A 23,999-nucleotide genomic window follows, 5' to 3' on the forward strand; every position below is an offset into this window, starting at 1 on the left:
ATGACCCATCTTCTCGACATCGACAACGTCTCGCGCCACTACGGCGGTCTCACGGCCGTCGGCGAGTTCAGCGGCCACATCGCCCAGGGCGAGCGTGTCGGCCTGATCGGCCCCAACGGCGCGGGCAAGACCACGCTGTTCGACCTGATCACCAGCTACACCCAGCTGTCCTCCGGCGATGTGCGCTTCAAAGGGAGATCGATCTCCGCGCTCAAGCCGCACGAGGTGGCGCGCCTTGGCATCGCCCGGACTTTCCAGAACCTGCGCATCCTGCCGAACGTGACGGTGTTCGACAACGTGTCGATCGGCGCGCTGGGCCACGTGGGCCACAGCCCGTGGAACAGCCTGTTCGGGCGGCGCGCCATCTCGGGCCGCATCAGCGACCTCACGATGCAGGCGCTGGAACGCACCGGCCTCGAATCCCTGGCCGGCGAGCTCGCGGCCAACCTGTCCTACGGCAAGCGCAAGTACCTCGAGATCGCCCGCGCCCTCGCGCTACAACCGACGCTGCTGATCCTCGACGAGCCCGCGGCCGGCCTCAACGACACCGAGACCGCCGAGCTCTCGCGCTTCGTGCGCGCGCTGTCGGACGAAGGCATGACGATCCTGCTGGTCGAGCACGACATGGGCTTCGTCATGAACCTCTGCGAACGCGTGATGGTGATGGCCTCGGGCCAGAAGATCGCCGACGGCACGCCCGCCGCCGTCTCGCAGGACCCGAAGGTGCTCGACGCCTACCTCGGCACCGACCTCGAGGACGACGAGCCCGCCGCCCTTGCCTTGGGAGAACCCGCATGAACGAGCCACTGCTGCGCGTCAGCCACCTCGGCGTCCGGATCGGACAACAGACCATCCTGCACGACGTGTCGATCGAGGTACCGCAGCGCGGCATCGTCAGCGTGCTCGGCAGCAATGGCGTGGGCAAGACCACGCTGATGCGCGCGCTGTCGGGCGTGTACAAGACCACATCGGGCCAGGTCAGCTTCGAAGGCCGCGACATCACGAACCGCCCGCCGCACGAGATCGTCGCGGGCGGGCTGGCGCAGGCGCCGGAAGGCCGGCAGATCTTCTCGGCGATGACGGTGCTGGAGAACCTCAAGCTCGGTGCCGGCAAGCGCCCGGCCACCGAGTTCGCGCAGGACCTCGACCGCATGCTCACGCGCTTCCCGCGTCTGAAGGAACGCCTCACGCAGAAGGCCGGCTCGATGTCCGGCGGCGAGCAGCAGATGCTGTGCATCGCCCGCGCGCTGATGAGCCGGCCGCGCCTGCTGCTGATGGATGAGCCGTCGATGGGCCTGGCGCCGATCGTCGTGCGACAGGTGTTCGAGCTGGTGCGCGACATCCGTGCCGAAGGCACGGCCGTGCTGCTGGTCGAGCAGAACGCGCGTGCCGCATTGCGCGTGGCCGACACCGCTTACGTGATGGACAGCGGCCGCATCGTGCTTGAAGGCGACGCGGCCAGCATGGCGAAGGACCCGCGGGTGAGCGCGGCCTACCTGGGCGGGCACGCCAGCTGACGGCCGGCGCGCGCCGGTAGCATCGGCGCATGCATTTCCCTCGACACCGGCAAGCGCCGGCCATTCGTTTCCGGGCCTTGGCGTGGTGGCTGTGCCTGTACCTGTGGGTCTGCATCGGCCCGACCGCTGCCGCAGCACCCCCGAAACCCGCAGCCCCCGCGCCCGTGCCGAGCCCGCTGATCGCCGTGCCCGAGAGGCACTCCCTGGTGACCGACACCACCGGCGCCCTGACACCGGCGCAGCAGGCGGCACTGCGCGAGAAGCTCGACGACCTCCAGGCCCGCCTGGGTCCGCAGCTCGCGGTGCTGGTCGTGCCGACCACGGGTCCCGAGGACATCGAAGCCTATGCCACGCGGGTGTTCGCCCAGTGGCGGCTGGGCAGCGCGACGAACGACGACGGCCTCTTGATCCTGGTGGCGCTGAAAGACCGGCGCATGCGCATCGAAGTGGGCCAGGGCCTCGAGGGCCGCGTGCCCGACTTGGTGGCCAGCCAGATCATCGACCAGCAGATGGCGCCGCGCTTCCGGCAATCGGATGTCTACGGCGGCATCGACGCGGCGATCGATGTGCTGATCGACCGGCTGGGCGGCAGCACGGTGGTGGGTGAAACCGAGGTCGGTGACGAATCGCCTGTCATCTCCCTCGAAACACCGACGCACGATGCGCCACGCGAGCGGCACGTGACCCCGTTCGGTTGGGTCTTCCTGGCCGCATTGGCCGCACTGCTCGGCGGCAGCAGCTACCGCTGGCGCGTCATGCGCTTCGTGACGGCCGGCTTGGCGGTCATCGCCGCGGCGATCTGGGGCGTGTCGCGCCTCGTTGGCAACGGGGAAAGCGCGTTCCTGGTGGTGATTGGCGGTTGCTTCGCGGCAGTCTTCGGCTCGTTGATCCTGGGCATCACCGGCTTCGGCATGCGCGCGGCCTATCGCAGAAGCCGGACCGGCTTCACGGTGCAGTGGCTGATCGTGCTCAGCATCACGGGCTATGTCGCTTACGCCAACGACGGCGAGTGGATCCCGGTCGCCATCGCGGGGATGATGTCGATGCTGTTCGTGTTCGCCGGCTCGCTGGGTGGCAATGGTGGGGGCAGCAGCAACGATGACGACGACGACGATGACTCGTCGAGCAGTTCATCGAGCAGCAGCTCGTCGTCCAGCAGCAGCAGCAGCAGTTCTTCGGGCGGTGGTGGGTCGAGCAGCGGTGGCGGTGCGTCGGGCAGCTGGTAGATCCGTCGCAAAGACACTCGCGCACCGGCGTCAGACCAACGCTAGGTCCTTGGGCGCAACGCCGTCGAAGACGTGGTCCAGCTGCGCCGGCGACAGCCCGTACATCCGGGCGAACAGTCCGCCAAAGACCGCCCGGTACTCGTTGAGCACCGGGTGGTCGCGGTTCTGGAACAGCGCACCGGGCTGCGTCAACGCGACCTGCTCGCCCACCAAGCGGCCACCGGCCTGCGCCGTCAGTCCGCCGCCGAGCACCCAGTACACCGTGCCGTGGCCATGGTCGGTGCCCTTGTTGCCGTTTTCGCGAAAGGTGCGGCCGAACTCGCTGATGACGACCACCACCGTGTCGCGCCAGGGCGCCTGGCCCATCTCCTCGGCGAAGCTGGCCACGCCGCGGCCCAGTTCCTCGAAACGGGTGGCGAGGTAGCCGGTGGCTGCGCCCTGCCCCACGTGCGTGTCCCAGCCACCGACGTCGACGAAGCCGAGGTCGAAGCGGTCTTTCATCAACCGGGCCATGCGGCGCGCGACCAACTCGAAGCCCTTGGCCGTCATCGCGTTGCGGCTGGCCGCGTCCATTTCGGCCTTCACCGATCGCAGCACCTCGTCGCGCACCGCGAAGCCTTCGGCCACAGGCTGGGCCAGCGCGGTGTCGCGGTACATCGCCGCGATCACCTGGCTCTGCCGGGCGTCGATCGCCTGACGGCCGACGTTGCCCAGCGCCATGTTGGCGACGTTGGCGTCGCCGCGCAGCACGAGCGGCAGCTGGTCGGTGAAGGCGATGGGCGCCACGGCCGTGAGCGGCCCACCGCCCAGCACGCCGGCCAGGCGGTTGAGGAAGCCCGAGCGGTAGTCGCGCCCGCCGTCGAGCGCCTGGCCGAGTTCGATCGAATCCTGCGTCTCGAAGTGGCTGCGAGTCAGGTCGTTGGTGCCGGCGAAAGGAATGAACGCCGCCTGCTTCTTCTGGAACAGCGGCAGCATGCTGCCCGCGAGCGCCGGGTGCAGGCCCCAGTCGCCATCGAGCGGCAGCGCGCCGTTGGCCTCGCCGGGCATCGGCACCGCGATGCCGGGGCGCGCGCTGCGGTAGAAGTCGCTGGCCGCACCGGAGATCGGCACCAGCAGGTTCGCGCAGTCGTAGGCCCCCCGCAGGAACACCACGAGCAGCTTGGCGCCGTCTGCAGCGGGCGCGGCCATCAGGCGCCCCGTGCCGCCGGCCAGCGGGGCGGCGACGGCGAGCATCTTCAGAAGGTCACGGCGTTGCATGGCAGGTCCTTTCAACGGTGGTTGTTCTCGGGGGACGCGAGGTAGAAGGTGTTCCAGTCCTGCGGCGTCGCGGCCTGCGCCAGCGCCTGGCGCGTTGCGCTGCTCAGGGTCGGCAGGCCATCACGCACCGGCGCGGATTCGGCCAGCGGCGGGAACGGCGGCTTCTCCAGCGGCGCCTGGTTGTCGCTGCGGAACAGCACCGCGCCATTGGCGCCCAGGGCGCGCGCGATCTCGAAGCGCGTCGTCATCTGGCCGGCGCTGGCCCAGGCGTCCTGCGTGAGCGGGTAGCCATCGGGCGTCTCGTGCGCATAGAGCGTCTCGCCCATGCGGTTGATCCAGCCGATCATCGGGTCGACGCTGGCTACCACGCGCCCGCCATAAGCCAGCCGCACGCTGCCGACCACGTAGTGCACCGGGTCGCGGAACTTCTGCCCCAGCGAGGCGGCGAACTCGGGCGACTCGAACATCGTCGTGAGCACCGCGGCGATGTCACCGTCGCTGCGCCGAAAGGTGGCGCTCATGCGCTCGACCAGCGCGGGCGGCGGCACGTCGGCGACGAAATACACGGCCAGCTTGTTCGAGATGAAGCGCGCGGTGGCGGGTGCACCTGCCAGGCGATCGAGCGCCTCGTCCACCTCGGCCAGGCCGCGCTGCGTGATCGGCGCGCCCAGCAGCGTCTTCGCGCCCATGTCGTGCCGGGCCGGGTTGAATTCGAAGCGCCCGTCGCGCGGCGACACGCCGACGCCGGTCAGCACCCGGGCGAGTTCCTGCACATCGCCCTGCGAATAGCCCGAGCCGACGCCCAGCGTGTGCAGCTCCATCAGCTCGCGCGCGTAGTTCTCGTTGATGCGCCTGGCCGCGTTCTGCGTGTTGTCGAGGTAGCGCAGCATCGCGGGGTGGTGCAGCGTGGCGCCCAGCAGGTCTCGAAAGCGCCCCAGCGCGTGCGGGCGGACGGCGGTCTCTTCGTAGTCGCCGACCAGCGCGCGCAGGTTGGCCTTGCGGGTGCTCACGTTGAAATGGTTCATCCAGAACCAGGTCATCTGCTCCTGCAGCTGGTTGGGCGAGTACAGCGCACGCAACAGGAAACGCTGCTGCGCCTCGCGCGCCAGCTGATTCAACGCCTGCTGATAGGCCTGGCGCGCGGCCTTCTTCGCGTCGTCGTCGGCCAGTGCGTCGGCCGCCTTGCGCTGGTCTTCCAGTTCGCCGGTGAGCCGCTCGAGCGGCGTGCGGCTGATGCGCATCGCATCGATCTGCGCCTGCGCGGCCGCCGGCAGCGGGGCCGGCCCCGGGTGCAGTTGCGCGCTGAGCCATCGCGGCACGCCGACCGACGCCACCTGCCGCGTGTCGTCGGCGTTCGCGCCCCAGCTCACGCGGTCGAGCCACTGGCGCTGCGCGGCTGCATCGGCCGGCGCCACGGCAAGCTTCGGCGTCGGCACGCTGCTGCAGGCCGCGAGCAAGACGACAGCCGAGGCAGCGAGGAGGCGCCACGCCGGCGCCGTGGTGCGCGGCGCGGGAGATCGGAGGAACGACATGCCTGTTCAACCTTTCGCGAAACGCGCAGGTTGACAGGCCCGTGTCAACGCCGCGTGAAGACGGGTGACAAGGCGTCGCCGGTCAGGCGGTCTGCGTCTGCGGCGCGGCGGCGCCGGCGATCTGCCGCAAGGCGCGCTCGAAGACCTCGACCGGTTGCCCGCCCGAGATGAGGTGCTGGTCGTTGATGATGACCGCCGGCACCGAATGGATGCCGGCCTCGGTGTACATGCGCTCGCGCTGCCGCGTCTCGTCGGCGTACTCGTCGCTCTCGAGGATGGCGCGGGCACGCGTGGTGTCGAGCCCGGCGTCGGCCACGGCACGCAGCAGCACGTCGTGGTCCGACGGGTTCTCGCCGTCGGTGAAGTAGGCCTGCAGCAGTCGCTTCTTCAGCGCCTTCTGCCGGGCCTCGCCTTCCCCTTCAGCCCAATGCAGCAGCCTGTGCGCGTCGAAGGTGTTCCAGATGCGCTTGCGCTTGTCCAGCCCGAAGGTGAAGCCGACCGCTGCACCGCGCTGTCGGATCGCCTCGGCGTTGGTGCGCGCCTGCTCAGCCGAGATGCCGTACTTGCGCGTCAGGTGCTCGATGGTGTCCTCGCCCTCGGGCGCCATCTGCGGATTGAGTTCGAAAGGCTGGAAGTGCAGCTCGGCCGTGACGTCCGGCACCACGCGCGCCAGCGCGGATTCCAGCGCCGTCAGCCCGATGGCGCACCAGGGGCAGGAGACGTCGGAGACGAAATCGATCTTGAGATGAGCGGTCATGGGCGGGATTTTCTCCGGGTTCGCCGGATGCGGAATCGGCCCCTGATGATGCCCAGTCCGCCGGCACGGGGATGGCGTGCCGGGGGATCCCCCACTGGCCGCAGGCCATCCCCGCACACGACCGATCAGAATTTCCCGAGCGCATTCACGAAGAAGCCGCGGCTGCGATAGCTCAGGTCCGTCAGGTTGTCCGAGTAGTCGGTGAAGTTGTAGCCGACGCCGACCTTGAAGTTCTCGTTGACGTGGTAGTAGCCGGCGGTGAGCCAGCCGGTCTTCCGGTCGCCGAGTTCCTTCGCCTTGAGCGACCGCAACTCCGCCATCCAGCTCCAGTTGCGCACCACCTTCCAGTCCACCCGCGCGATCGCCAGCTGGGCCGAGCTCTTGAACCACTCCGCCGAATCGTCGCGGCTGGCGCGAAGCTCGCCACGGCGCCAGGCGTACTTGCCGCCCACCGTCCAGCGTGCGCTGAGGTCGTAGGTCGCATCGAGGGCGACGACGCTGCTCTTTTGCTGGTAGTCCACGCCCAGGGTCGACACCGGCTGCGTGGTGGTATCGGTGAAGGAGGTCTGCCCCGGCGAGGAGAGGTCGAACAGGTAGGTGTACTTCAGCAACAGGTTCAACCGGTCATTGAAGACCGGCCGATAGGCGTAGCCCCACACGGCTTCGGTGTACTTCGCGGCCGCCAGTGAACCGGCCGTGCTGTCGCTGTCGGCCCAGTTGAGCTTGCCGACCCAGCGGCCGTCCTCGTTCACCTTGTAGGTGACCGAGTTGCGCAGCAGCCAGCTCTTGCGCGATTCGTTCAGCGTCGTGTCCTTGCGGTATTCCGCGCCGCCGCTGTACTTCACCCGGTCCGACGAGAAGCCCGCTGTCAGCGCCACCGCTTCGCGGCGGATCTCGCCCACGGTCTCGGAGCCGACGGTGCCGTTCTCGAAGCTGGCTCCCAGCGTCCAGCGGCTCTCCGGTGCGTACTGGACGCCGTAGGCGTGCGTCAGCCCCGGCTGGACGCCGGTGGACTGCCGGTGCTCGGTGAACATGCTCAGGTTGTCGGCCAGCCGCGACTTCACCCCGCTGACCAGGCTGCCGCCACGGCCCAGCGTGTTCTCGTCGGTGCGCCCGGTGTCGCGCAGGTAGGTCACGTACACGCTGGAGCGGTCGTCGTACTGGTAGTCGAGGCCGGCCTTGCCGGCCCCGCCGCCGTCGCCGGCGGAGAGCTCGCCGAGCACCGAGAGCTTGTCGGTGAAGCGATAGCGCCCGCCGAAACCCACGCGGTCGTTCTCCAGCCGCGTGCCGGTGCGTCGCAGCGACTTCTGCGTGAAGCCGTAGGCGCTCCAGCGATCGAGGCTGTCGTAATCCAGCTGCACGGCCGCATCGGTCCGCTCGCCTTCGACACGCATGCTGCCAGGCAGCAGGGGGCTGGTGATGACCGAGTCCATGCCCTTGTCGTCGTAACGCAGGCTGGTGCCGATCTTCCATTGCGGCGTGAGCCGGTAGCCCAGCTGGGCTTCGGCCACGTCGGTGTTGAAGCCGTTCACCTCGTCCTTGCGGTCCAGCTTGAGCCGCACGTCGGTGCGCTCGTTCAGCGACAGCACGCTCGCCACGCCGAACTGGGTCGACTCGTTCGCGGTGAGCTGGCCGGGCGCGGCAAAGCCGGCATCGCGGCGCTGCATGTAGCCGGAGACGCGACCGTCCCGGTCGATGCCGATCTCCTTGACGTCGCTCTGCGCCTCGAGGCGGTAGGCGTTGGCATCGATCGCCTGGCCCGGTGCCAGCGCGCCCGCATTGAAGCTGTAGCCGCCGTCCAGTGACGAGGTCTGGCCGATGCCGGTGCCGTCGGTGCGCGCGACCTCGGCCTTGAGGAAGGTGGTCTCGCTCTTGCGCAGCACCAGGTCGGCGCCACCGAGGCTTTGCGTGATGCCGATCTGCTTCTGCCGGCTGCCGGTCACGCCCAGGCGCAACGCATCGTTCGCCCACCACGACAGCCGTGCGCCGGTGGCGAGCGTGTCGAGGTTGCTCGCCAACGGCGTGTATTCGTAGCTGACCACCAGGAAGGCATGCTGCCCGGTGAGCCCGCCTGCGCGGACCAGCGAGGAATCGCTCGCGATGCTCGAGAGCGGCGAGGTCAGCAGGACGCGGCCCTGCAGATAGTCGACCTCGTAGTCCGTGACCGGAACCAGCTGCGTGCGCGAGAGCACGAAACCGGAATCGCGATCGCGGATCTCGACGTAGACCTGCTCGGCACCGCGCATGATGTCCTGGTTGCGCAGGTAGTAGAGCGAACCGCCCGTTCCGCGGAACTCTTCGCGTGCGGCGAGGGTGCCGGGTTCGGCCGCAAACACGTCCGCGCGGAAACGCGCCTCGCCGAAGGCCGTGGCATCGTCGGTGAGATAGAGCCCGTGGAAGCCGTACAGGCCGCGGTTGATCCGGGTGAGTTCGGTCTCGCCGAAGCTCAGCTTGAAGTTCCCCCACATGGCTTGCGAGCGGCCGTCGTCCACGCGCAGGTAGATGCGGCCCTGTGTCGGCGCATCCTGGATGCTCGTCGAGTCGTCGCCGAACGTGGGCCACGAATCCACCGGATCGAAGCGTCGGAACAGCGACGACGGGTCCTTGCGGTCGAGGTTGCGGAACAGGTCGCCCAGCTCGCGTTCCTCGGTGTCGACGCTGGCCGTCAACTGCCAGCGATCGTCCAGGTGGCCCTTGCTGTAGAACGCCAGGCGCCCTTCGCTCCAGGTCTCGTTGTTGTAGCGGTTCAGGTCGTTGCTGACCAGCGGCGCGGGCCCGGTCGTGCGATCCCGTCCGATCGTGAGGTCGGCCTGGCCCACGAAGAACCAATCCGTCTTCGGCAACTCGAGGTCGCGGCGCAGCACATGGGCCTGGCCATCGGCTTGGACCACCGCGATCTCGGCGCTCTGCGCGCGGCGTGGCGCCAGCTGCTGGAACACGAAGCGGCCGTTCTCGTCGACGGGGACCGCGAAGCCCAGGGCGCGCACCGTTTCGTCGGGCCGGATGCCCTGGCCGCTGGCCGTGATGGTGCCAGCGTGCAGCGGAATGTTCGTCACCGCCAGGTTGCTTTCGCCGTACGCCTTGGCCAGTTGCTTCTTCTCGTCGTTGTCGCCCTCCACCGGCCGGCGGCGTGGCGCGAGCGTCAGCGAGAAGTCCTGCGTCTCGTCGAACTGGCCATCCTTGCCGTACACCCGCAGACGCCAGTAGAGCTTGGTGTCGGGTGCCTGCGCCAGCCGCTGCATCAGGGCGGCGGGCACGGTCCACTCGCCGCGCAGATCGGCGTCGAGCGGCACCGTGGCCAGCGGCGTCGCCTGATGGACGTCGTTGGCCGTGAAGATCTGCAGTTCTGCCTTCGACAGAAACAACAGGTAGTTGCTGTACCCCGCGAAACGGATCACCTCGCCCGGCACCGCCACGGTGGGCCAGGCGGCGGCGCTGAGCCGGCGTGGCTGCGACAGGTTGTCGTACTGCAGGCGAAGGTCGTTGCGTTCCAGGCTCACGTCCACGCAGCGCTGCCGGTCGGCGCTCGAGCGCGCGGCGCCGGCCTGCGGCTGGCCATCGATCGAGATGCGCATCGGCGTGCCCGCCGGCCACGGGGCGATCGGCGTCAGCGCCTGGCACTCGGTCGGGTCGACCAGCAGCGCCGAGTCGAAGCGATGGACCACGGGCGGCGGCGCCTCTTCCCAGTACACCGCCACCTCCACGCGCCGGTTCATCGGCCAGTGCGCCGGGTCGCCGGCCGGTTCGGTCACCGGCCGGGTCGGGCCGCGGGACTGCGCATCGAAGGCGGTGGCCGGCAGCGACAGCGCATCGCCCAGATAGCGCGCCACCGCCTGCGCGCGCGCCAGGCCCAGCGCCGTGTTGTCGGGAAAGCGCGATTGGAGCGCGCGCCCGATCGGCTGCGCGTCGGTGTGGCCGACGATCTCGAAGCGCAGCTTCGGGCGGCCCTGCAACTGTGCAGCCAGCGTGTCGAGTGCGCGCCGGTCCTGCGCGTTGAGCAGGTCGCCGCCTGATGCGAAGCGCGCGGTCGACGTCGCAGCGCGGGCCGACGCGTCGGCCTGCACCGTCGCCTCGAGGGTGCGCGTCTCCTGGCGCAGCGCGCGCTCGTCGCCCAGCACGACGGTCATCTTCGGCAGCTCGCGTTCGGACGACGCAGGAATCGGATTCGCACCATTGACTTCGATGGCGCGCGGGTCCGGCCCGCAGTCATCGGCCATGCGGCCACGCGCCGCCGTGGCGCAGCGATCGACGGGCGAGCGGGTCGTGGCATCGGCCTGCGCATGCGCGAAGCCGACCCCGAGGTACAGACACAGCGCGCTGCTCGCGCTGGCCACGGCGGTGCGACGCATCGCCGTCTTGAAACGGAAAGAGGACATGGTCTGACGCGGTTCGGAGGTGATCGAAGAGGCGGGGTGGTGGGCGTGGGCGGCGCTCATGGCCGCACCGGCGCGACCTGCTCCGCCTCCACGTCCAGCCGGTACAGGGCCTTCGTCTGTGCGCGTCCTCGCGCAGCCCAGCGCCGGAGCACCTCCTGCTTCACCGCAGCGATGTGCTGCTGCGCGGCATCGGTGCTCTCCCCGTCGCGCATCCGGTAGGCGACCCGCAGGATCGAGGGGCGCGGCGCCAGCGCCTCGATCAGTTCGTCCAGGCGCGGCGACAGGTCGGCGCGCACGGTGCCGCCGGTGTCGAAGGCGCTGCCTTCGATCTCCAGGCGCACCACACGATGGACCGTGGCGCCGAAATTGATCTTGATGATCTTTCCGCGCGTGGCGCGCTCGTCCGCCGGGTTCTCGGTCGTCACGCGGTAGCCCGAGGGCAAGGTGCGTTCGTCGAGCTTGAGCACCAGGTTGCTGCCGGTCCCCTCCTTCGGGATGGCCGCACATTCGATGTGGTAGCGGCCCTGTGCATCGGTCGAGACCAGCAGGCCGTTGACCGTCGCGATGCGGACGTTCGCCAGGCCCGGCTCGCCATCGTCCTGGTAGCCATTGGCGTTCTTGTCGTCGTAGACCTTGCCGATCAGGTCGGTGCAATCGAAGAGCGCATCCGGCACCACGCGAATGCCGGCGGTCGCGATGTTCGAGATGACCGGCCCGGCGGCGCCCTGGCGGGCCAGCACCTGGTTCACGTACTCGCCCTCCCCCACACCCACGCCGACACCCAGCACCATCGTGAGCCGCTTGGTCTCGTTGGCCGCGAAGGTCTGGTTGGCCACGGTGAACTGCCGGCCGACCAGGCTGATCTGCGCCGGCTGCGGCGTGCCGCCCGGCAGGGTCTGCACCTTGAGCGAGCCCTCGACGTACTTGAAGCCCGGCGGCAGCGTGTCTACCAGCGACACGTTGCGCACCACCAGCGCCTGCGTGTTGCGGGCCGTGATGACGTAGGGCACCAGCTCTGCCTTCTTGGCCGTGAGCTTCGAGGTCGTCTTGCGCAGCTCGATGGCCATGCCGGTGCCTTCGCGGTCCAGCGGGATGTGGTTGTTGACCAGCCGCTGGCCGCCGCTGCCCGGGACGCTGAAGCGCAGGAAGTAGGTCACGCTGGCGGCGCCCGCCACCGGCTGGGCGGACGGCGTCACCACGCAGGGATCGGTGCCGTTCGGGTCGACACGGCCGGCCGGCGATGCGCAGGTCTGCAGGCTCAGTGGGCCCGCCGTCGGCGGGAAGGACGGCGACAGCTGATACCCGCCGGGCGGTGTGACCGACAGGCTGTAGTCCCCGGCCGGCGCACCGGGCAGCAGGAAGAAGTAATACAGGCCGTCCGCTTCGGTGGTCACCGAGCCGGCACCGCCGAGCAGGTGCACCGCCGGATCGAAGCCGGGCGGGCCGTCGAGCGTCACGCGGGCACCCGGCACCGCTTGCGCGCTGAGGCTGTCGTAGACCACGCCGGTGGGGTCGATCGGCAGGTCCTGGTTGACCACGGCGACGCCGGGCGCGGCGATGGTCACCGGGATGAAGGCGCGCGAATCGGCGTTCGGCAGGGTCGGGTTCGGGCCGCCCGCCGCGTTCTGCACCGGGTCGGTCGGCCAGACGCCGCCGATCACCTGCCCGCCCGGCGAACGGAAGCGCACCTGGTAGTTGCCGGGCACGAGCTCGTCGAAGCGGTAGCTGCCGTCGGCCGCGGTCGGGCGGCTGTTGAGCACGACCAGGTCGGACTGCGCGCAGCTGGCGGCACCGTTTGGGCACCCCAGCAGCTCGGCCGTCCAGCCGGCGAGCACCGGCTCGTCGGGCGTGCGGAGGCGGTCGTGATTGCTGTCGCGCCACACCACGCCCGTGAGCGATGCCGGCTGGTTGGTCTTCTCGTAGAAGTCGTAGCCGGTCGCGTTCGGGTTGGCGGCCGTCAGCACCACCTTGAGCTGGTTCGGTGCCGGCACCGTGCCCCCGGCCGAGCCGGGCCGTTCGCCCACGGAGTCGTAGGCGGTGGGTTGCGTCTGCGTGACGGTGTAGCCCGCCGCGTCCGACAGCGGCAGGTCGGCAAAGCGGTAGCGTCCATCGGCACCGGTCACCGCGGTGCGGCTGACGGCCTGGCCGTTGGCGTCGAGGCCGCTCAGGGTCTGCGTGACGCCGGCGATCGGCAGGTCGCCCTGCTCCTGCACCCCGTTGCGATTGACGTCGTTGAAGACCAGGCCCGCGAGCGAACCGCCCACCTCGCCGAAGTTGTAGCCGACGCCGGTGGCGGCCACGCCGCCGGGGTACACGATGGCCGTGATGCGGTTCGGTGCGGCGGTGCCTTTGACGACGCCGTCGATCTGGCCGACCGAGGCCTGCGCATCGACATAGGTCGGCGGCTGGGTCTGGACGATGGTGTAGCCGGCGGCGTCCGAGGGCGGCAGCCCGAGGAACTCGTAGCGCCCGTCCGCACCGGTGACCGTCGTCACGCTGACCGGCGTGCCCGAGCTGCTCTGGCCCGTGAGCGTCACGGTCACGCCCGCGATGGGTGCTTCGCCTGCGGTAAGCGTGCCGTCCTTGTTGCCATCCACGTACACCTGGCCGCTCAGACCCGGCGAGGTCTGCAGGGTGACGCTGCCGCTGTTGAAGTTGTTGCCGGCCGTCGGGCTGGTGCCGCCCACGGTGTCGTTGGACCCCGTCGTGACGATGCTCGCCGTGTTGGTGTAGACCGTGCCGGTGGCCGCGGCGATCTGCACCGGGATGCGGACCACGGCCGTGCCGCCCGAGGGCATGCTGGTGACGGCGCAGCTCACGCTCGAGCCGCCGACGCTGCCGGTGCAGACGGGCGCGGCCGGGGTGAAGACCCCGCCGGTCACGCCGAACACCGGTGCGCCCGCGATCAGCATGTTGGTGGGCAAGGTGTCGCTGAAGGTGGTCGTCTCCGCCGCGTGCGGGCCGTTGTTGCGGACGTCCACAAGCCAGTCGAACACCTGCCCGATCGCCACGGCCGTCACCGGCGTGGCCGTGCCCGCCTGCACCGCGCGCTTGGCGACCACCTGCACGTCCGCCTTGAGCCGGTAGGCCGTGGGCTCGCCCTGCGTGTTGTTGGCCTGCGGGTCGAAGGCATCGACGTTGAAGGCGCTGTTGGCGAAGGAAACCTTCGCCTGGTTCACGAAGCTGCCCTTGGCGGTGCCGCGCAAACGGATGCGCACCGCCGCGCTGGCGGGCTCGCCGGTGGCGGTCGGCCCGGTGCCGCCCAGCAGCGGGATCGTGCAGTTGATCGTGCCGCCCGCCACGCCGACGGTCACGCCCACCGGCGTGCAGACCACGCCGGTGGGCAGCGGCGTCACGACCTCGACGAAGGTCGGCGCACCCGTGCCCGTGGGGAGCGTGTCGGTCAGCACCACGTTCTCCGCGGCCGAGGCGCCGTTGTTGGTGGCGGTCAGCGTGTACGTGACGACGTCGCCGACATCGACCGGGTCCACGTCGTCCGTCTTGTTCACCAGCAGGTCGTAGCTCGGTGCCGTGATGGCGGTGGGCTGCGAGGCGCTGTTGTTGGCTGCGCCGCCCGCGATCTCCGGCGTGTCGGTGGCGATCGTCACCGTGTTCGTGATCGTTCCCGCGCCACCGGCGGCCGCGCTCAGTGCCACCAGTGGCCGCACCGTGACGGTGACGGTCTGCTGGCCGTTCCGGGGCAGCTGGGGCCAGCTGCAGCTCAGGGTGTTGTTGCCGGCACCGGTGACCGAGCCGATCGCCGGCGCCGTCGCGCAGCTGCCACCGGTGCTCGGCACGGCCGACAGGAAGACCAGGCCGCTGGGCAGGGTGTCGGTGACCACCACGTTGAACGCCGCACTGGCACTGGTGGCCGCCGGGTTCATGGCGGTGAGGACGTAGGTCAGCTTCTGGCCGGCCGGCACCGGGTCCGGCGTGTCCGTCTTGGTGACGGCCACGTCGGCGCGTGCCTTGAAGTACGCATCCGTCGCCACATCGTTGTTCGAGTTGTTGTTCAGGAGCGTCGTATCCGCCACGTTGGCGCTCAAGGCGAAGACCTTGTTGCTTTGCGTGAAGTCGTCGGACAGGGCCGTCCCGTTGCCGAAGTGGCGCACCGTGACCTGCAGCCGCGGACAGTCGGTACCGGCCGTGCAGACCGGCAGCGAGGTGATCGCGCAGGCACTGAGCGACACGTTCGACGAGCCCGGCGGGTTCGGCGCCAGACCGCAACTGCCCACGGTCGCCACGCCCGGCACCCACGCCAGGCTGTAGTCCGCTGGCGTGGCGTTGAAGACGTTGTTGAAGACATCGGTCACCGCCACGTCGGTGGCGATGTCGGGGCCGGCATTGACGACTTCGATTTCCCAGGTGATCGGGCTGCCCGCCACCTGCGCCGTGGCCGGCGTGCCGCCGATCCCGAGCACGCGCTTGAGCGTGGAGACGTCGGCTTGCTGGCCAGGGGGTTGCGAGGTGAGGCCCACGTCGACGCAGTCGTTGCTCGCGTTGAGATCCACCGGACCGCCGCTGCTGGCCACGCACAGGCGGTTGTTGAGGCTCACGCCGGTGGCCGTAGGCACCGCGTTGACGGTGATGTCCGGCGTGGTGGCGTTGACGGCGAGCGCGACGTTCGCGCTCGTGCAGGTCAGCACGACCGGCCCGTTGATCGGGTACGCCCCCGCAGGCGCGGCGGTACAGGTGAAGCCCGCGGGGGCGCTCACGCCCGTCACCTGCAGGCCGGTGGGCATCGTGTCCGTCAGGGTGATCACACCCGTCGCGGGGAAGGCGGTCGGCCCGAGGTTCGTCGTCGACAGCGTGTAGCTGAAGGCCTGGTTCACCGGGATGGCCGCCTGCGGCCAGCTCTTGCGCTTGTTGGCACGCAGGTCGGCAGCCGGGTCGATGATGGTGGTGGCCACGCTGCCGTTGACAGGCGTGACCGCCGACGCGGACAGCGTCGCGGTGTTGTTGACGCCCGTGCCGGTGGCGATCGCGCGCACCGGCACCGTCACGATGCCCAGCGCCTGGTTCAGGCCGGCGGTGCCGGTGCCCACGCGGGTGCACGCCAGCGTGCCGCCCGCCGCGGGACAGACGCTGCCGCCCGTGCTGCAGTTCCAGTTGCCGGCGGAGAAGGTCGTCGGCCCAGCGAAGCAGAAGTTCGCCGGCAGGGGATCGTTCAGCGCCGGACTGGCGGGAAAGTCACCGCTGAAGCGCGGGTCCAGCACGAAGTTGAAGTCCCCGCCCGTCAGCACCGGGTCGGGCACCGACTTGGACTTGGCGACCGACAGCGAACTGCCGGGCGTCACCGCCGTGTTGAAGGTGCCGCTGTTGTTGTCCGCCACGCCATCGCCGACACCGCCACCGGCGACGACCGACGCCGCGTGGGTGAGCGTCGAGCCGTTGCCCACCCCCACCACGCCGCTGACGGAAAAGGTCCGCGTGGCGCCCGGCGCCAGGTTGCCGACGCTGCAGCTCAGGGTCTGGCCTGCCGCCGTGCACCCGGCCGGCGGCGCGGCGACACCGAAGCCTGGCGGCAGCGTGTAGGTGGCCGTCGAGCTGGGCGATGCATCCGGCCCGTTGTTGGTGACGACCAGGTTGTAGGTCTGGGTACTGCCCGCCGCCGCACTGGCCGGCCCGCCGACGGTGGCGGCGAGGTCTGCACCCTGGTTGACCGTCGTCTGCTGCGACTGTGTACCGCCCGGTACATTCGCGACGACGGTCAGCGATCCGGCGAGGGTCGACCTGACGCGCAGCTCGCTGAGTGCGATCTGGTTGGCAGCCAGCGTGATGCCACTGCAGCTGAGCACCCCCGGCCCGGCGCTGTTGAGCGCCATGCCGGTACAGCTGACGCCCGGTGGCAAGCTGCCGACCCCGACGTAGACGCCGTTGGCCGGAACGTCCAGCGTGAAGCTGCCACCGCTGACCGGAGTGCCGTTGAGTTCGCTGATGCCGACGGTGTAGGTCACCGTGCCCCCGGCCGCCACGGGGTCCGGGCTGTCGGTGACGGACGAGATCGTCAGCTGCGCGTGCGCGACACCTGCCGCGGCCATCACCCATGAAAAGGCCATGCAGCGGCCGAACCGCCGAAGCGGCTGAGAAAAACGATGGAGCATTCCGACCCTCTGGAAACGTGCCCGGCCACACAACAGGGCGGAACGGAGCGAATGTTATTGATTGTTATTTGTCGTTACAGGATGTATGTTTCCTGTCTACAACGACACGCCTTCAACCGAGCCCGAAGTGCTGCAGCATGCGGGCCTTGCAGGCGCTCTGGCGTTCGGTTTCCAGAGCCGCGACGACCATCCAGGGGCCTGGGTCGTGCTGGAGTTCCAGCGCCAGCGCGCCCGCAATCGCGGGGGAAAGCCGCCCCCGGCTGCGGGCGGTCCGCAAGGCCTGTTCGGACAGCCCGAGGCGTCGTGCCCACGACACCAGTCCATCGCTTGCCAAGGCGAGGCTCAGCAACACCATCGTCGAACGTGCGAGTGGCGCTGCAGGCGCAGGCACGTGCGATCGCGGGTCGAAGACGTCCATCATTCGCCGATCTGGCCGCAACCGGCGGCGCGCCGGTACAACGGGAAGTGCGGCGTGGTTCGCAGCCGCCACGCGCTGCGGCAACGCACGAAACTGCCAAGCAACTGCAAGCCCAGGCGGGTGACTTCCGTCACCGTGGCGGGCGCCTGCAGGTGGCCGTGCAAGGTCCTCCGGGGTTCGGGGACGGAGGCCTTGAGCGATCCGCTCAACTGGAGCACCCGCACGAGTTCGATCTCGGCGTCTTCCGCCACCATGACGGGCAGGCGCGCACTCGCCAGGCGCTGGAGCAAGGCCAAAGGTCGTGGGTCGGACGGTGCGCTGTCGGTCGCGCGCAGGGTGGGATGCAAGTCGGTCATTCTTTCGGCGATGTCAAATTCGGCAGCAGGTCGTCGCCACAGGGCGGGTTCCCTGCGGTCGACGGGCGCAAATGTAGAGAGCGTGCGAACCGCAATCAATCGAATTAACAATTCATGAGTTTCGGACGCGCTGACCTGTCCGACCCGCATGACGCGGGATCGGTGCTCATGGAAGGGAACTGAGGGGAAACAGGCGGACGTTTGACAATGATTGACATTCATTGCCGCGTTTGCGTCCGACGGGCCACTACACTTTGTTGCGGAAGGCGTTGACCTTTGTGGCTTCGTCACCATCACCAGGACCTTGAAGACAATGCGAGTTGCCGCGCTTGACGACGACACCGTCCAGCTTGACCTTGTGAAATGCACCCTGGAATCGATCGGCCATGACTGTCATGTCTATGCCGAAAGTGCCGCCCTCCGACGGGCGCTCCAGCGAGAGTCGTTCGACCTGCTGGTTCTCGACTGGCATCTTCCCGACGGCAATGGACCCGACATCGTTCGATGGGTACGTGCCAACGTGAAGGACCGCGTGCCGATCCTTTTCGTGACCAACCGGCATCAGGAACGCGACATCGTGGAGGGACTGACAGCCGGAGCCGACGACTACATGGTCAAGCCCGTGCGCGTGGGGGAACTGGTTGCGCGCGTGCGCGCCCTGCTGCGCCGTGCCTACGTCGAGCTGCCGCCCGATGAGCAAGTCTGGGGGCGGTACCGTTTTCTGCCGACGGTGCGCCGGCTCGAGGTGGATGGCGCCCCCGTCGCACTGACCCAGAAGGAATTCGATCTCGCCCTCTTCCTCTTCCAGAACCCGGGGCGGCTGCTGTCGCGCCAGCATCTGCTCGAGGCCATCTGGGGCAACGCGAACCCACCCGGCACGGAATTGATGTCGCGGTCGCTCGACACCCACGTCTCGCGTGTGCGCAAGGTGCTCGGCCTGCGTCCGGAGGGCGGGTTCAGGCTCGCCTCCATCTACGGGCAAGGCTATCGATTCGAGACCGTTCTGGCGATGCCCGGCGGCCTGGATTGATGGTGCCGGCGTCCATCGCTCGCCGGGCTTGGACCGGGCGGATGCCGATCCGCCTGCTGCTGTCGCTCGCGTGGTGCGCGCAGGCGGCCCTCGCCCAGACGCCACCCGCGCTCACAGCCGATCTCGTGCACACGGTGCAGGCCGGCGAGACGCTGTTCGCCATCGCTGCGCACTTCACCGGCAAGCCTGCGCTGTGGCAGGAACTGCAACGCCTCAACCGGGTGCCCGATCCGATGCGGATGCCGCCCGGCATCGCCATCCGGATCCCCCGCGCGCTGCTCGCGCCCCTGCCCACCTACGCCACGGTGATCCAGAGTTCCGGCGACGTGCGCATCCGGCTCCCGATGCAGGACGACGCGGCGCCTGCGCAGTCGGGTCAGCCATTGCCCGAAGGCAGCCGGATCGACGTCGGCAGTGACGGCTACCTGCGACTGCAGATGGTCGACGGAACGATCACGCGCGTGCCCGCCAACTCGAGCCTGGAACTGTCGCGCGTGCGTTCGCAGGACACCACGCACACCACCGAGACCCGGATCGATCTCAAGGCCGGCCGCATCGACGCCGACGTGCGACCCCGCGAGACCAGGGCCAACCGGTTCGAGGTCGAGACACCGCTGGCGGTCGCGAGCGTCCGCGGAACGACGTTCGGCGTGGAAGTGCAGGCAGACGGCACGGTGACCGGCGACGTCACCAAGGGCGTCGTGGCGCTGAGAGGTACCGGTGGCGCACAGCCGCGCAAGAGGGCGGAGGCCACGCTGCAAGCGGGGCAAGGCGCGCAGGTAGATGCCGCCGGGCAGCTCGGCAAGCCACGCCCGCTGCCGGACGCCCCGGATCTGGCCGCCGTGCCGGGTGTGCTGGCAGACGCAACCTTGCTGCACTTCCGTCTGCCGATGCCGGGTGGTGATGTCGCCGGGCACCATGTGCGGATCGCCCGCGATGCAGGCCTGGAGGACGTGGTGCGCAACACGCGGGTGCCGGCCGGCGCGGAGGTGCGGCTCGCCGCGCTCGAGGACGGCGACTACACGCTGGGTGTGCGGGCCTTCGACACCCTCGGCCTGACCGGCCGCGAGGCCACACGCCCCCTGCGCATCAAGGCGCACCCGGTCGCTCCGCTGATCCAGCAGCCATCGCCGGATGCCGTCCTCCACGCCGCGGCGGTGGAGTTCGTCTGTACGCGGCCCGAGGGGAGCGCACATTTCCGGCTCCAGGTCGCGCGCGATGCCGGCTTCCAGGACCTCGCGCTCGATATCGACACACTTCCGGCGTGCCGGCACGTCGCCGCACTTCCGCCAGGCCGCTACCACTGGCGCGTGGCATCGATCCGCCGCTTGCCCACGGGCATCGCCGACCAGGGCCCCTTCGGCGCAGGGCAGCGCTTCGATCTCCAGGCCCCACCGCCTGCCGGCCCGCCACCGCAGACCCGCAACGACGACGGCTCCCTGCAGGTCTACTGGGCCGCCACCCCGGGGTACCGCTATCGCGCGCAGGTGTCGTCGGACGAAGGCTTCACGACGCTGGTCTATGACGAACTGCAGCCAGCGGCCAACCTGCGCCTGGCGCATCCGCCATCGGGCACCTACTTCGTGCGCATCCAGACGGTCGACGCCGCGGGCAACGCCGGCGCCTTCTCCACGGTCCAGCGCGTTCGCGTGAGCACCGTGCTGCGCGACACCGACGGAAGCACGGTGCTGGATTCGGCGGGCCAGCCCGTCGGCCGCCAGTGATCGGCTCGTCCGCATCCCCGCGCCATGCCCCCTGCAAGCCGTCGACCCGGGCCCGCCTTCGCGCGCTGGCAACAGCTGGCCTTCTTCTGCGTCACCATGCTGGTGGTCACGGCCTGGCTGACGCGCGCCGACCTGCTGCAATCACCGAACCGGTTTCTTCAGGACAGCTTCGTCTCCCTGCTGGGGCGCGATGTCGATGACGGGCAGATCGTCATCGTCGCGATCGACGACAAGAGCATCGCCGCGTTGGGACGCTGGCCATGGCGCAGGGCCTACCACGCGGAGCTGATCGACCGCCTCAGCGAAGGTTCGCCGCGCTCGATCGGCATGGACCTTCTACTCACGGAACCCGACGCACGGGCGCCCGCCGACGACGCCACGCTGGCGGCGGCCATGGTGCGCAGTGGCCAGGTGGTGCTGCCACTCATGATGCAGGTGCAGAACGGACAGGCATCGGCCATCCTGCCGCTCCCCGCCCTGGCACGAAGCGCGCGGGCCCTCGGTCATGCGCACCTGGGCGTGGACAGCGACGGCATCGCCCGCACCGTCTACCTCGAGGAGGGCATCGGCGAGCGGCGCTGGCCCTACTTCAGCGTGGCGATGCTCGAACAGACGGCACGCCCGACTGTCGAGCCGATCGGCGCCAGGACGGAACGCGCGGCGCCGAGCGCGCGAAGCCCGGCGTCGTGGGAACGTTCGCGACAGATCATCGTGCCCTTCGCCCGCCCCGCCGGGCGATTCAGGCGCATCTCCTATGTCGATGTGCTGGATGGCTCGGTCTCGCCGGAGGTCTTCAAGGACAAATACGTCCTGGTGGGCGCCACCGCCGCGGGCATCGGCGATTCCTACGCAACGCCCATGTCGCGCACGCAGGGCCTCATGTCGGGCGTCGAGTATTCGGCCAATGTGCTGGATGCCGTGCTGAATGACCGGAAGATGGTGCCCGCGTCGCACGGGCTGGACCTGCTCGTCAACCTGTCGTGCGTCGCGATCGCAGTGGCGGCGTACTCGGTGGCCGGACCTTTCGCTGCGCTCCTGCTCAGCGCAGCGCTGATCCTGCTGATGCCCGCCCTGGCGGGCCTGTCCCTGCTCTTTTTCGGCATTCAGCTGTCGCCGGTGGGCGCCATGCTGGGCGTCGCCCTCGGCTACGCCGTCTGGAGCTGGCGCCAGCTCAGCGCGGCCGCGGGCTACCTGATGCGGGAATCGGAGCGCCTGCATCGGCAAGGCGGCATCGCCGCCCTGGTGGCCGACCCGTTGCCACCGGGCGACTTCATGGGCAAGCGGATCAACGTGCTGAGCGCCGCGGCCGACCAGCTGAGCAACCTCCATCGCTTCGTGCGCGACACCATGGAAGGGCTGCCGGACGCCACCCTGGTCTGCGATCGGGGGGGGCGCGTGCTGCTGGCGAATGCAGCCGCGGGCCGCTACTTTGCCGTCGACCGGGCACAGGCGCTGCATGGCATGTCGGTCACGCACCTGATGAAGGAGATCCGATCGGCGGGCTGGAATGCCGCCGTGTTGACCGAGACGGCGCTGGCCGAAGCGCCGGCACACACGACCACGCTGTCGGCGGACGGCAACGAACGCGACCTTCTCGTCAAGAAAAGCCCGACGCTGAACGCACAGGGCGATCACACCGGATGGGTCCTCTCGCTCCTTGACGTCACCGAGGTCCGTCAGACGCAGCGGCAGCGCGACGAGGCGATGCGCTTCCTGAGCCATGACATGCGCGAGCCGCTCTCGGCGATCCTCACCCTGCAGGCGCTGCAGCGCCAGAACCCCGACGCCATGCCTCAGGCGCACTTCCAGGAACGGATCGAGCGGCACGCGAGCAAGGCCCTCGCACTGTCCGACAGCTTCACGCAGCTGGTCCGTGCCCAGTCATCCGTCTACCAGCGCGAGACGCACGACCTGACCGACCTGTTGATGGAGTGCGTGGACGATGCGTGGGAGGCGACGCACCTGCACGGCATCGCGATCTTCATCATGGCTGGCTCGGCCGAGCAGGCGCACAGCCTGATCGATCGGCCGCTGGTTCAACGGGCGATCAGCAACCTGTTGGGGAATGCATTGAAGTTCTCTAGGAAAGGAACCCGCATTCACTGCGGCATCGAGACCTTGCCCGACGCGTGGGCGATTCTGGTTCAGGACGAAGGGCCCGGCATCGCGCCCGACCTCGCCGCATCCCTTTTCGAACCCTTCGTCCGAGGCGGAACGAGCGGCGATGTGCCGGGTGCCGGGCTGGGGCTGGCGTTCGTGAAGACGGTCGCGCAGCGGCATGGCGGCCAGGTGACGTTGCGCAGTGTCGAAGGCCAGGGCAGCGCCTTCAGGCTCGTGCTGCCGCGTGCCTGAGGCCACGACACCGGGTCGGCGGGCGACCCCGTCAGCCCTGCGCCCACACCACGGCGGCATTCCTCAAGAAACCCTCGATCTCGTCCTGCTCACCCGGCGGGATCTCCGCCCCCGGAATCAAGGTCACGTAGCTGGCGACGAGGACGATGTCGCCCAGCGTGCGACGCCAGCTGGCCGGCGCGTCGGCGACGTCCAGGTCAGCGCGCACCGCCTCTGTCCCTGCGCCGCTGCCCGCGGGCAGCGACCGCAGCTGCAGCACGCCTGCCCCGCCGTCTTTGGCGAAGGTGGGCGGGCAACCCGGTGGCAGCTCTCCCCGCAGGTCTCGCCAGTCGTCAGGAACGGCGAGCCGAATCCAGCCGAAAGGGAAGCTGACGACGGCCGATGCGGGGGCCATCGCTTGCACGACAAACCCTTCTCGCACCGCGCCGCCATCGGGTGATGCGGTCGAAAGCATCCGCAATTGTTGCCCAGGATGAAGTTCTGGGAAACAATTTATTCTGGGTTGAGCACCAAGGTGGCGGCTACCCCGCCCCGTGGCATTTCTTGTATTTCTTCCCGCTGCCGCAAGGACACGGGTCGTTCCGCCCCGGCGTGGCTTCCTTGCGGATCGTCTCCACCCGCGGGCCCAGGCTCTTCCAGAGCTGGCGCAGGTCATACACCGCCCAGATCGCCTCGCCGAAGTCGTCGAGGCGGCGCTGGCTCACGCTCGGCGGGCCGTCCTCGCTGAACATCGACAGCTCGGGCTTGCCGGTGTCGTCCTCGGTCAGGGCGACGATCGACTGCAGCGCGTCGTCGAGCATGCCGGCGGCTTCCTTGTCGCGCGGCGCGGCCCAGTCGTCGGGGAAGTTCTCGACGGCGTACATGAAGCCCAGCGCCCACACCTGCGCGAACGACGGGATGGCTTCGCCTTCGACCTCGGCGCGCTCTTCCTCGGGCAGCGACGCGATGGCGCCGCGGGTGTCGAGCACCTCGGGCTGGAAGCTGCGGTCGTCGTCGAGCGCCTCGACGTCGGCATCGAGCGCCTGCTCGATCTCCTGCCAGCGGCGCTTCCAGTGCCAGACGAATTCCATCTGCTGGGCGGGCACGAAGCTGTCGCCCAGCAGCACCGGCCAGTATTCGGCGGGCGCGATGGGGCGGCGCGAGCACACGAGTGCGGCGAGGAAGCCCTCGCAAAACTCCCATTGCGGAATCTCCTCGTCCTTCTCGCGCATGGCGTCGAGCAGGGTGTCGAGCAGGTCGAAATCCTCGGGGCCGAGGGCCTCGCGGTCGGTCGAGGGGGTTTGCGCATCGGGCGCGGTGTCGGAATTCGTGGTCATGAGATGGCGGATTGAGCCCTCTATGATGCAGCAG

The 23,999-nt window shown here is 69.3% G+C and carries 15 protein-coding genes; 6 read left to right on the forward strand and 9 right to left on the reverse strand.

Going from position 1 to position 23,999, the window contains the following annotated elements; all coding sequences use genetic code 11:
- Genes ACSFA2_RS24055 through ACSFA2_RS24065 form a run of 3 tightly spaced genes read left to right on the forward strand, consistent with a single transcriptional unit; the run spans window position 1 to window position 2,743 of the window.
- A complete protein-coding gene (locus ACSFA2_RS24055; RefSeq protein WP_435457849.1) occupies window positions 1–798 on the forward strand; it encodes an ABC transporter ATP-binding protein in 798 nt (265 codons plus the stop codon).
- A gap of 8 nt (window positions 799–806) precedes the next feature.
- Window positions 807–1,517: an ABC transporter ATP-binding protein gene (locus tag ACSFA2_RS24060; RefSeq protein WP_435457901.1), complete on the forward strand. Its 711-nt coding sequence runs from the start codon at window positions 807–809 to the stop codon at window positions 1,515–1,517.
- Window positions 1,518–1,546: 29 nt separating this feature from the next.
- Complete coding sequence (locus ACSFA2_RS24065) at window positions 1,547–2,743, forward strand: TPM domain-containing protein (RefSeq protein WP_435457850.1); 1,197 nt, start codon at window positions 1,547–1,549, stop codon at window positions 2,741–2,743.
- A 30-nt stretch (window positions 2,744–2,773) separates the two neighbouring features.
- Here the strand turns inward: ACSFA2_RS24065 and ACSFA2_RS24070 are convergent, their stop codons facing one another.
- From ACSFA2_RS24070 to ACSFA2_RS24100, 7 genes are all read right to left on the reverse strand, one after another.
- The gene (locus tag ACSFA2_RS24070) at window positions 2,774–4,000 is read right to left on the reverse strand and encodes a DUF1501 domain-containing protein (RefSeq protein ID WP_435457851.1); all 1,227 of its coding nucleotides are present in this window, start codon (window positions 3,998–4,000) and stop codon (window positions 2,774–2,776) included.
- 11 nt (window positions 4,001–4,011) lie between these two features.
- Window positions 4,012–5,532, reverse strand: a complete 1,521-nt coding sequence (locus ACSFA2_RS24075) for a DUF1800 domain-containing protein (RefSeq protein ID WP_435457852.1) — start codon at window positions 5,530–5,532, stop codon at window positions 4,012–4,014.
- Window positions 5,533–5,614: 82 nt separating this feature from the next.
- Window positions 5,615–6,289, reverse strand: a complete 675-nt coding sequence (locus ACSFA2_RS24080) for a DsbA family oxidoreductase (protein WP_435457853.1) — start codon at window positions 6,287–6,289, stop codon at window positions 5,615–5,617.
- A gap of 125 nt (window positions 6,290–6,414) precedes the next feature.
- The gene (locus ACSFA2_RS24085) at window positions 6,415–10,665 is read right to left on the reverse strand and encodes an OmpA family protein (protein ID WP_435457854.1); all 4,251 of its coding nucleotides are present in this window, start codon (window positions 10,663–10,665) and stop codon (window positions 6,415–6,417) included.
- Window positions 10,666–10,721: 56 nt separating this feature from the next.
- Window positions 10,722–16,724, reverse strand: coding sequence for an SdrD B-like domain-containing protein (locus tag ACSFA2_RS24090; RefSeq protein ID WP_435457855.1), 6,003 nt, complete (start codon window positions 16,722–16,724; stop codon window positions 10,722–10,724).
- A gap of 157 nt (window positions 16,725–16,881) precedes the next feature.
- Window positions 16,882–17,187: a hypothetical protein gene (locus ACSFA2_RS24095; RefSeq protein ID WP_435457856.1), complete on the reverse strand. Its 306-nt coding sequence runs from the start codon at window positions 17,185–17,187 to the stop codon at window positions 16,882–16,884.
- Window positions 17,187–17,534, reverse strand: a complete 348-nt coding sequence (locus tag ACSFA2_RS24100) for a hypothetical protein (RefSeq protein WP_435457857.1) — start codon at window positions 17,532–17,534, stop codon at window positions 17,187–17,189. Before ACSFA2_RS24100 ends, ACSFA2_RS24095 begins: the two co-directional genes overlap by 1 nt.
- A 322-nt stretch (window positions 17,535–17,856) precedes the next feature.
- Between ACSFA2_RS24100 and ACSFA2_RS24105 the strand changes: the two genes are divergently transcribed.
- The 3 genes from ACSFA2_RS24105 to ACSFA2_RS24115 are packed head-to-tail and all read left to right on the forward strand — an operon-like array spanning window position 17,857 to window position 22,649.
- Window positions 17,857–18,573, forward strand: coding sequence for a response regulator transcription factor (locus ACSFA2_RS24105; protein ID WP_435457902.1), 717 nt, complete (start codon window positions 17,857–17,859; stop codon window positions 18,571–18,573).
- A gap of 41 nt (window positions 18,574–18,614) precedes the next feature.
- Window positions 18,615–20,297: a FecR family protein gene (locus tag ACSFA2_RS24110; RefSeq protein ID WP_435457858.1), complete on the forward strand. Its 1,683-nt coding sequence runs from the start codon at window positions 18,615–18,617 to the stop codon at window positions 20,295–20,297.
- Between the two features lie 24 nt (window positions 20,298–20,321).
- On the forward strand, window positions 20,322–22,649 hold the full coding sequence (locus ACSFA2_RS24115; protein ID WP_435457859.1) for a CHASE2 domain-containing protein: 2,328 nt from the start codon (window positions 20,322–20,324) through the stop codon (window positions 22,647–22,649).
- A 31-nt stretch (window positions 22,650–22,680) separates the two neighbouring features.
- Here the strand turns inward: ACSFA2_RS24115 and ACSFA2_RS24120 are convergent, their stop codons facing one another.
- Both ACSFA2_RS24120 and ACSFA2_RS24125 read right to left on the reverse strand, forming a co-directional pair.
- Window positions 22,681–23,103, reverse strand: coding sequence for a hypothetical protein (locus ACSFA2_RS24120; protein ID WP_435457860.1), 423 nt, complete (start codon window positions 23,101–23,103; stop codon window positions 22,681–22,683).
- Between the two features lie 67 nt (window positions 23,104–23,170).
- Window positions 23,171–23,965 carry a UPF0149 family protein gene (locus ACSFA2_RS24125; RefSeq protein ID WP_435457861.1) on the reverse strand — a complete coding sequence of 265 codons (795 nt, stop codon included), beginning with the start codon at window positions 23,963–23,965 and terminating at the stop codon, window positions 23,171–23,173.
- Window positions 23,966–23,999 lie beyond the last annotated feature (34 nt).

The organism is Variovorax cryoconiti, assembly GCF_051216395.1.
Taxonomy (GTDB): Bacteria; Pseudomonadota; Gammaproteobacteria; order Burkholderiales; family Burkholderiaceae_C; genus Variovorax.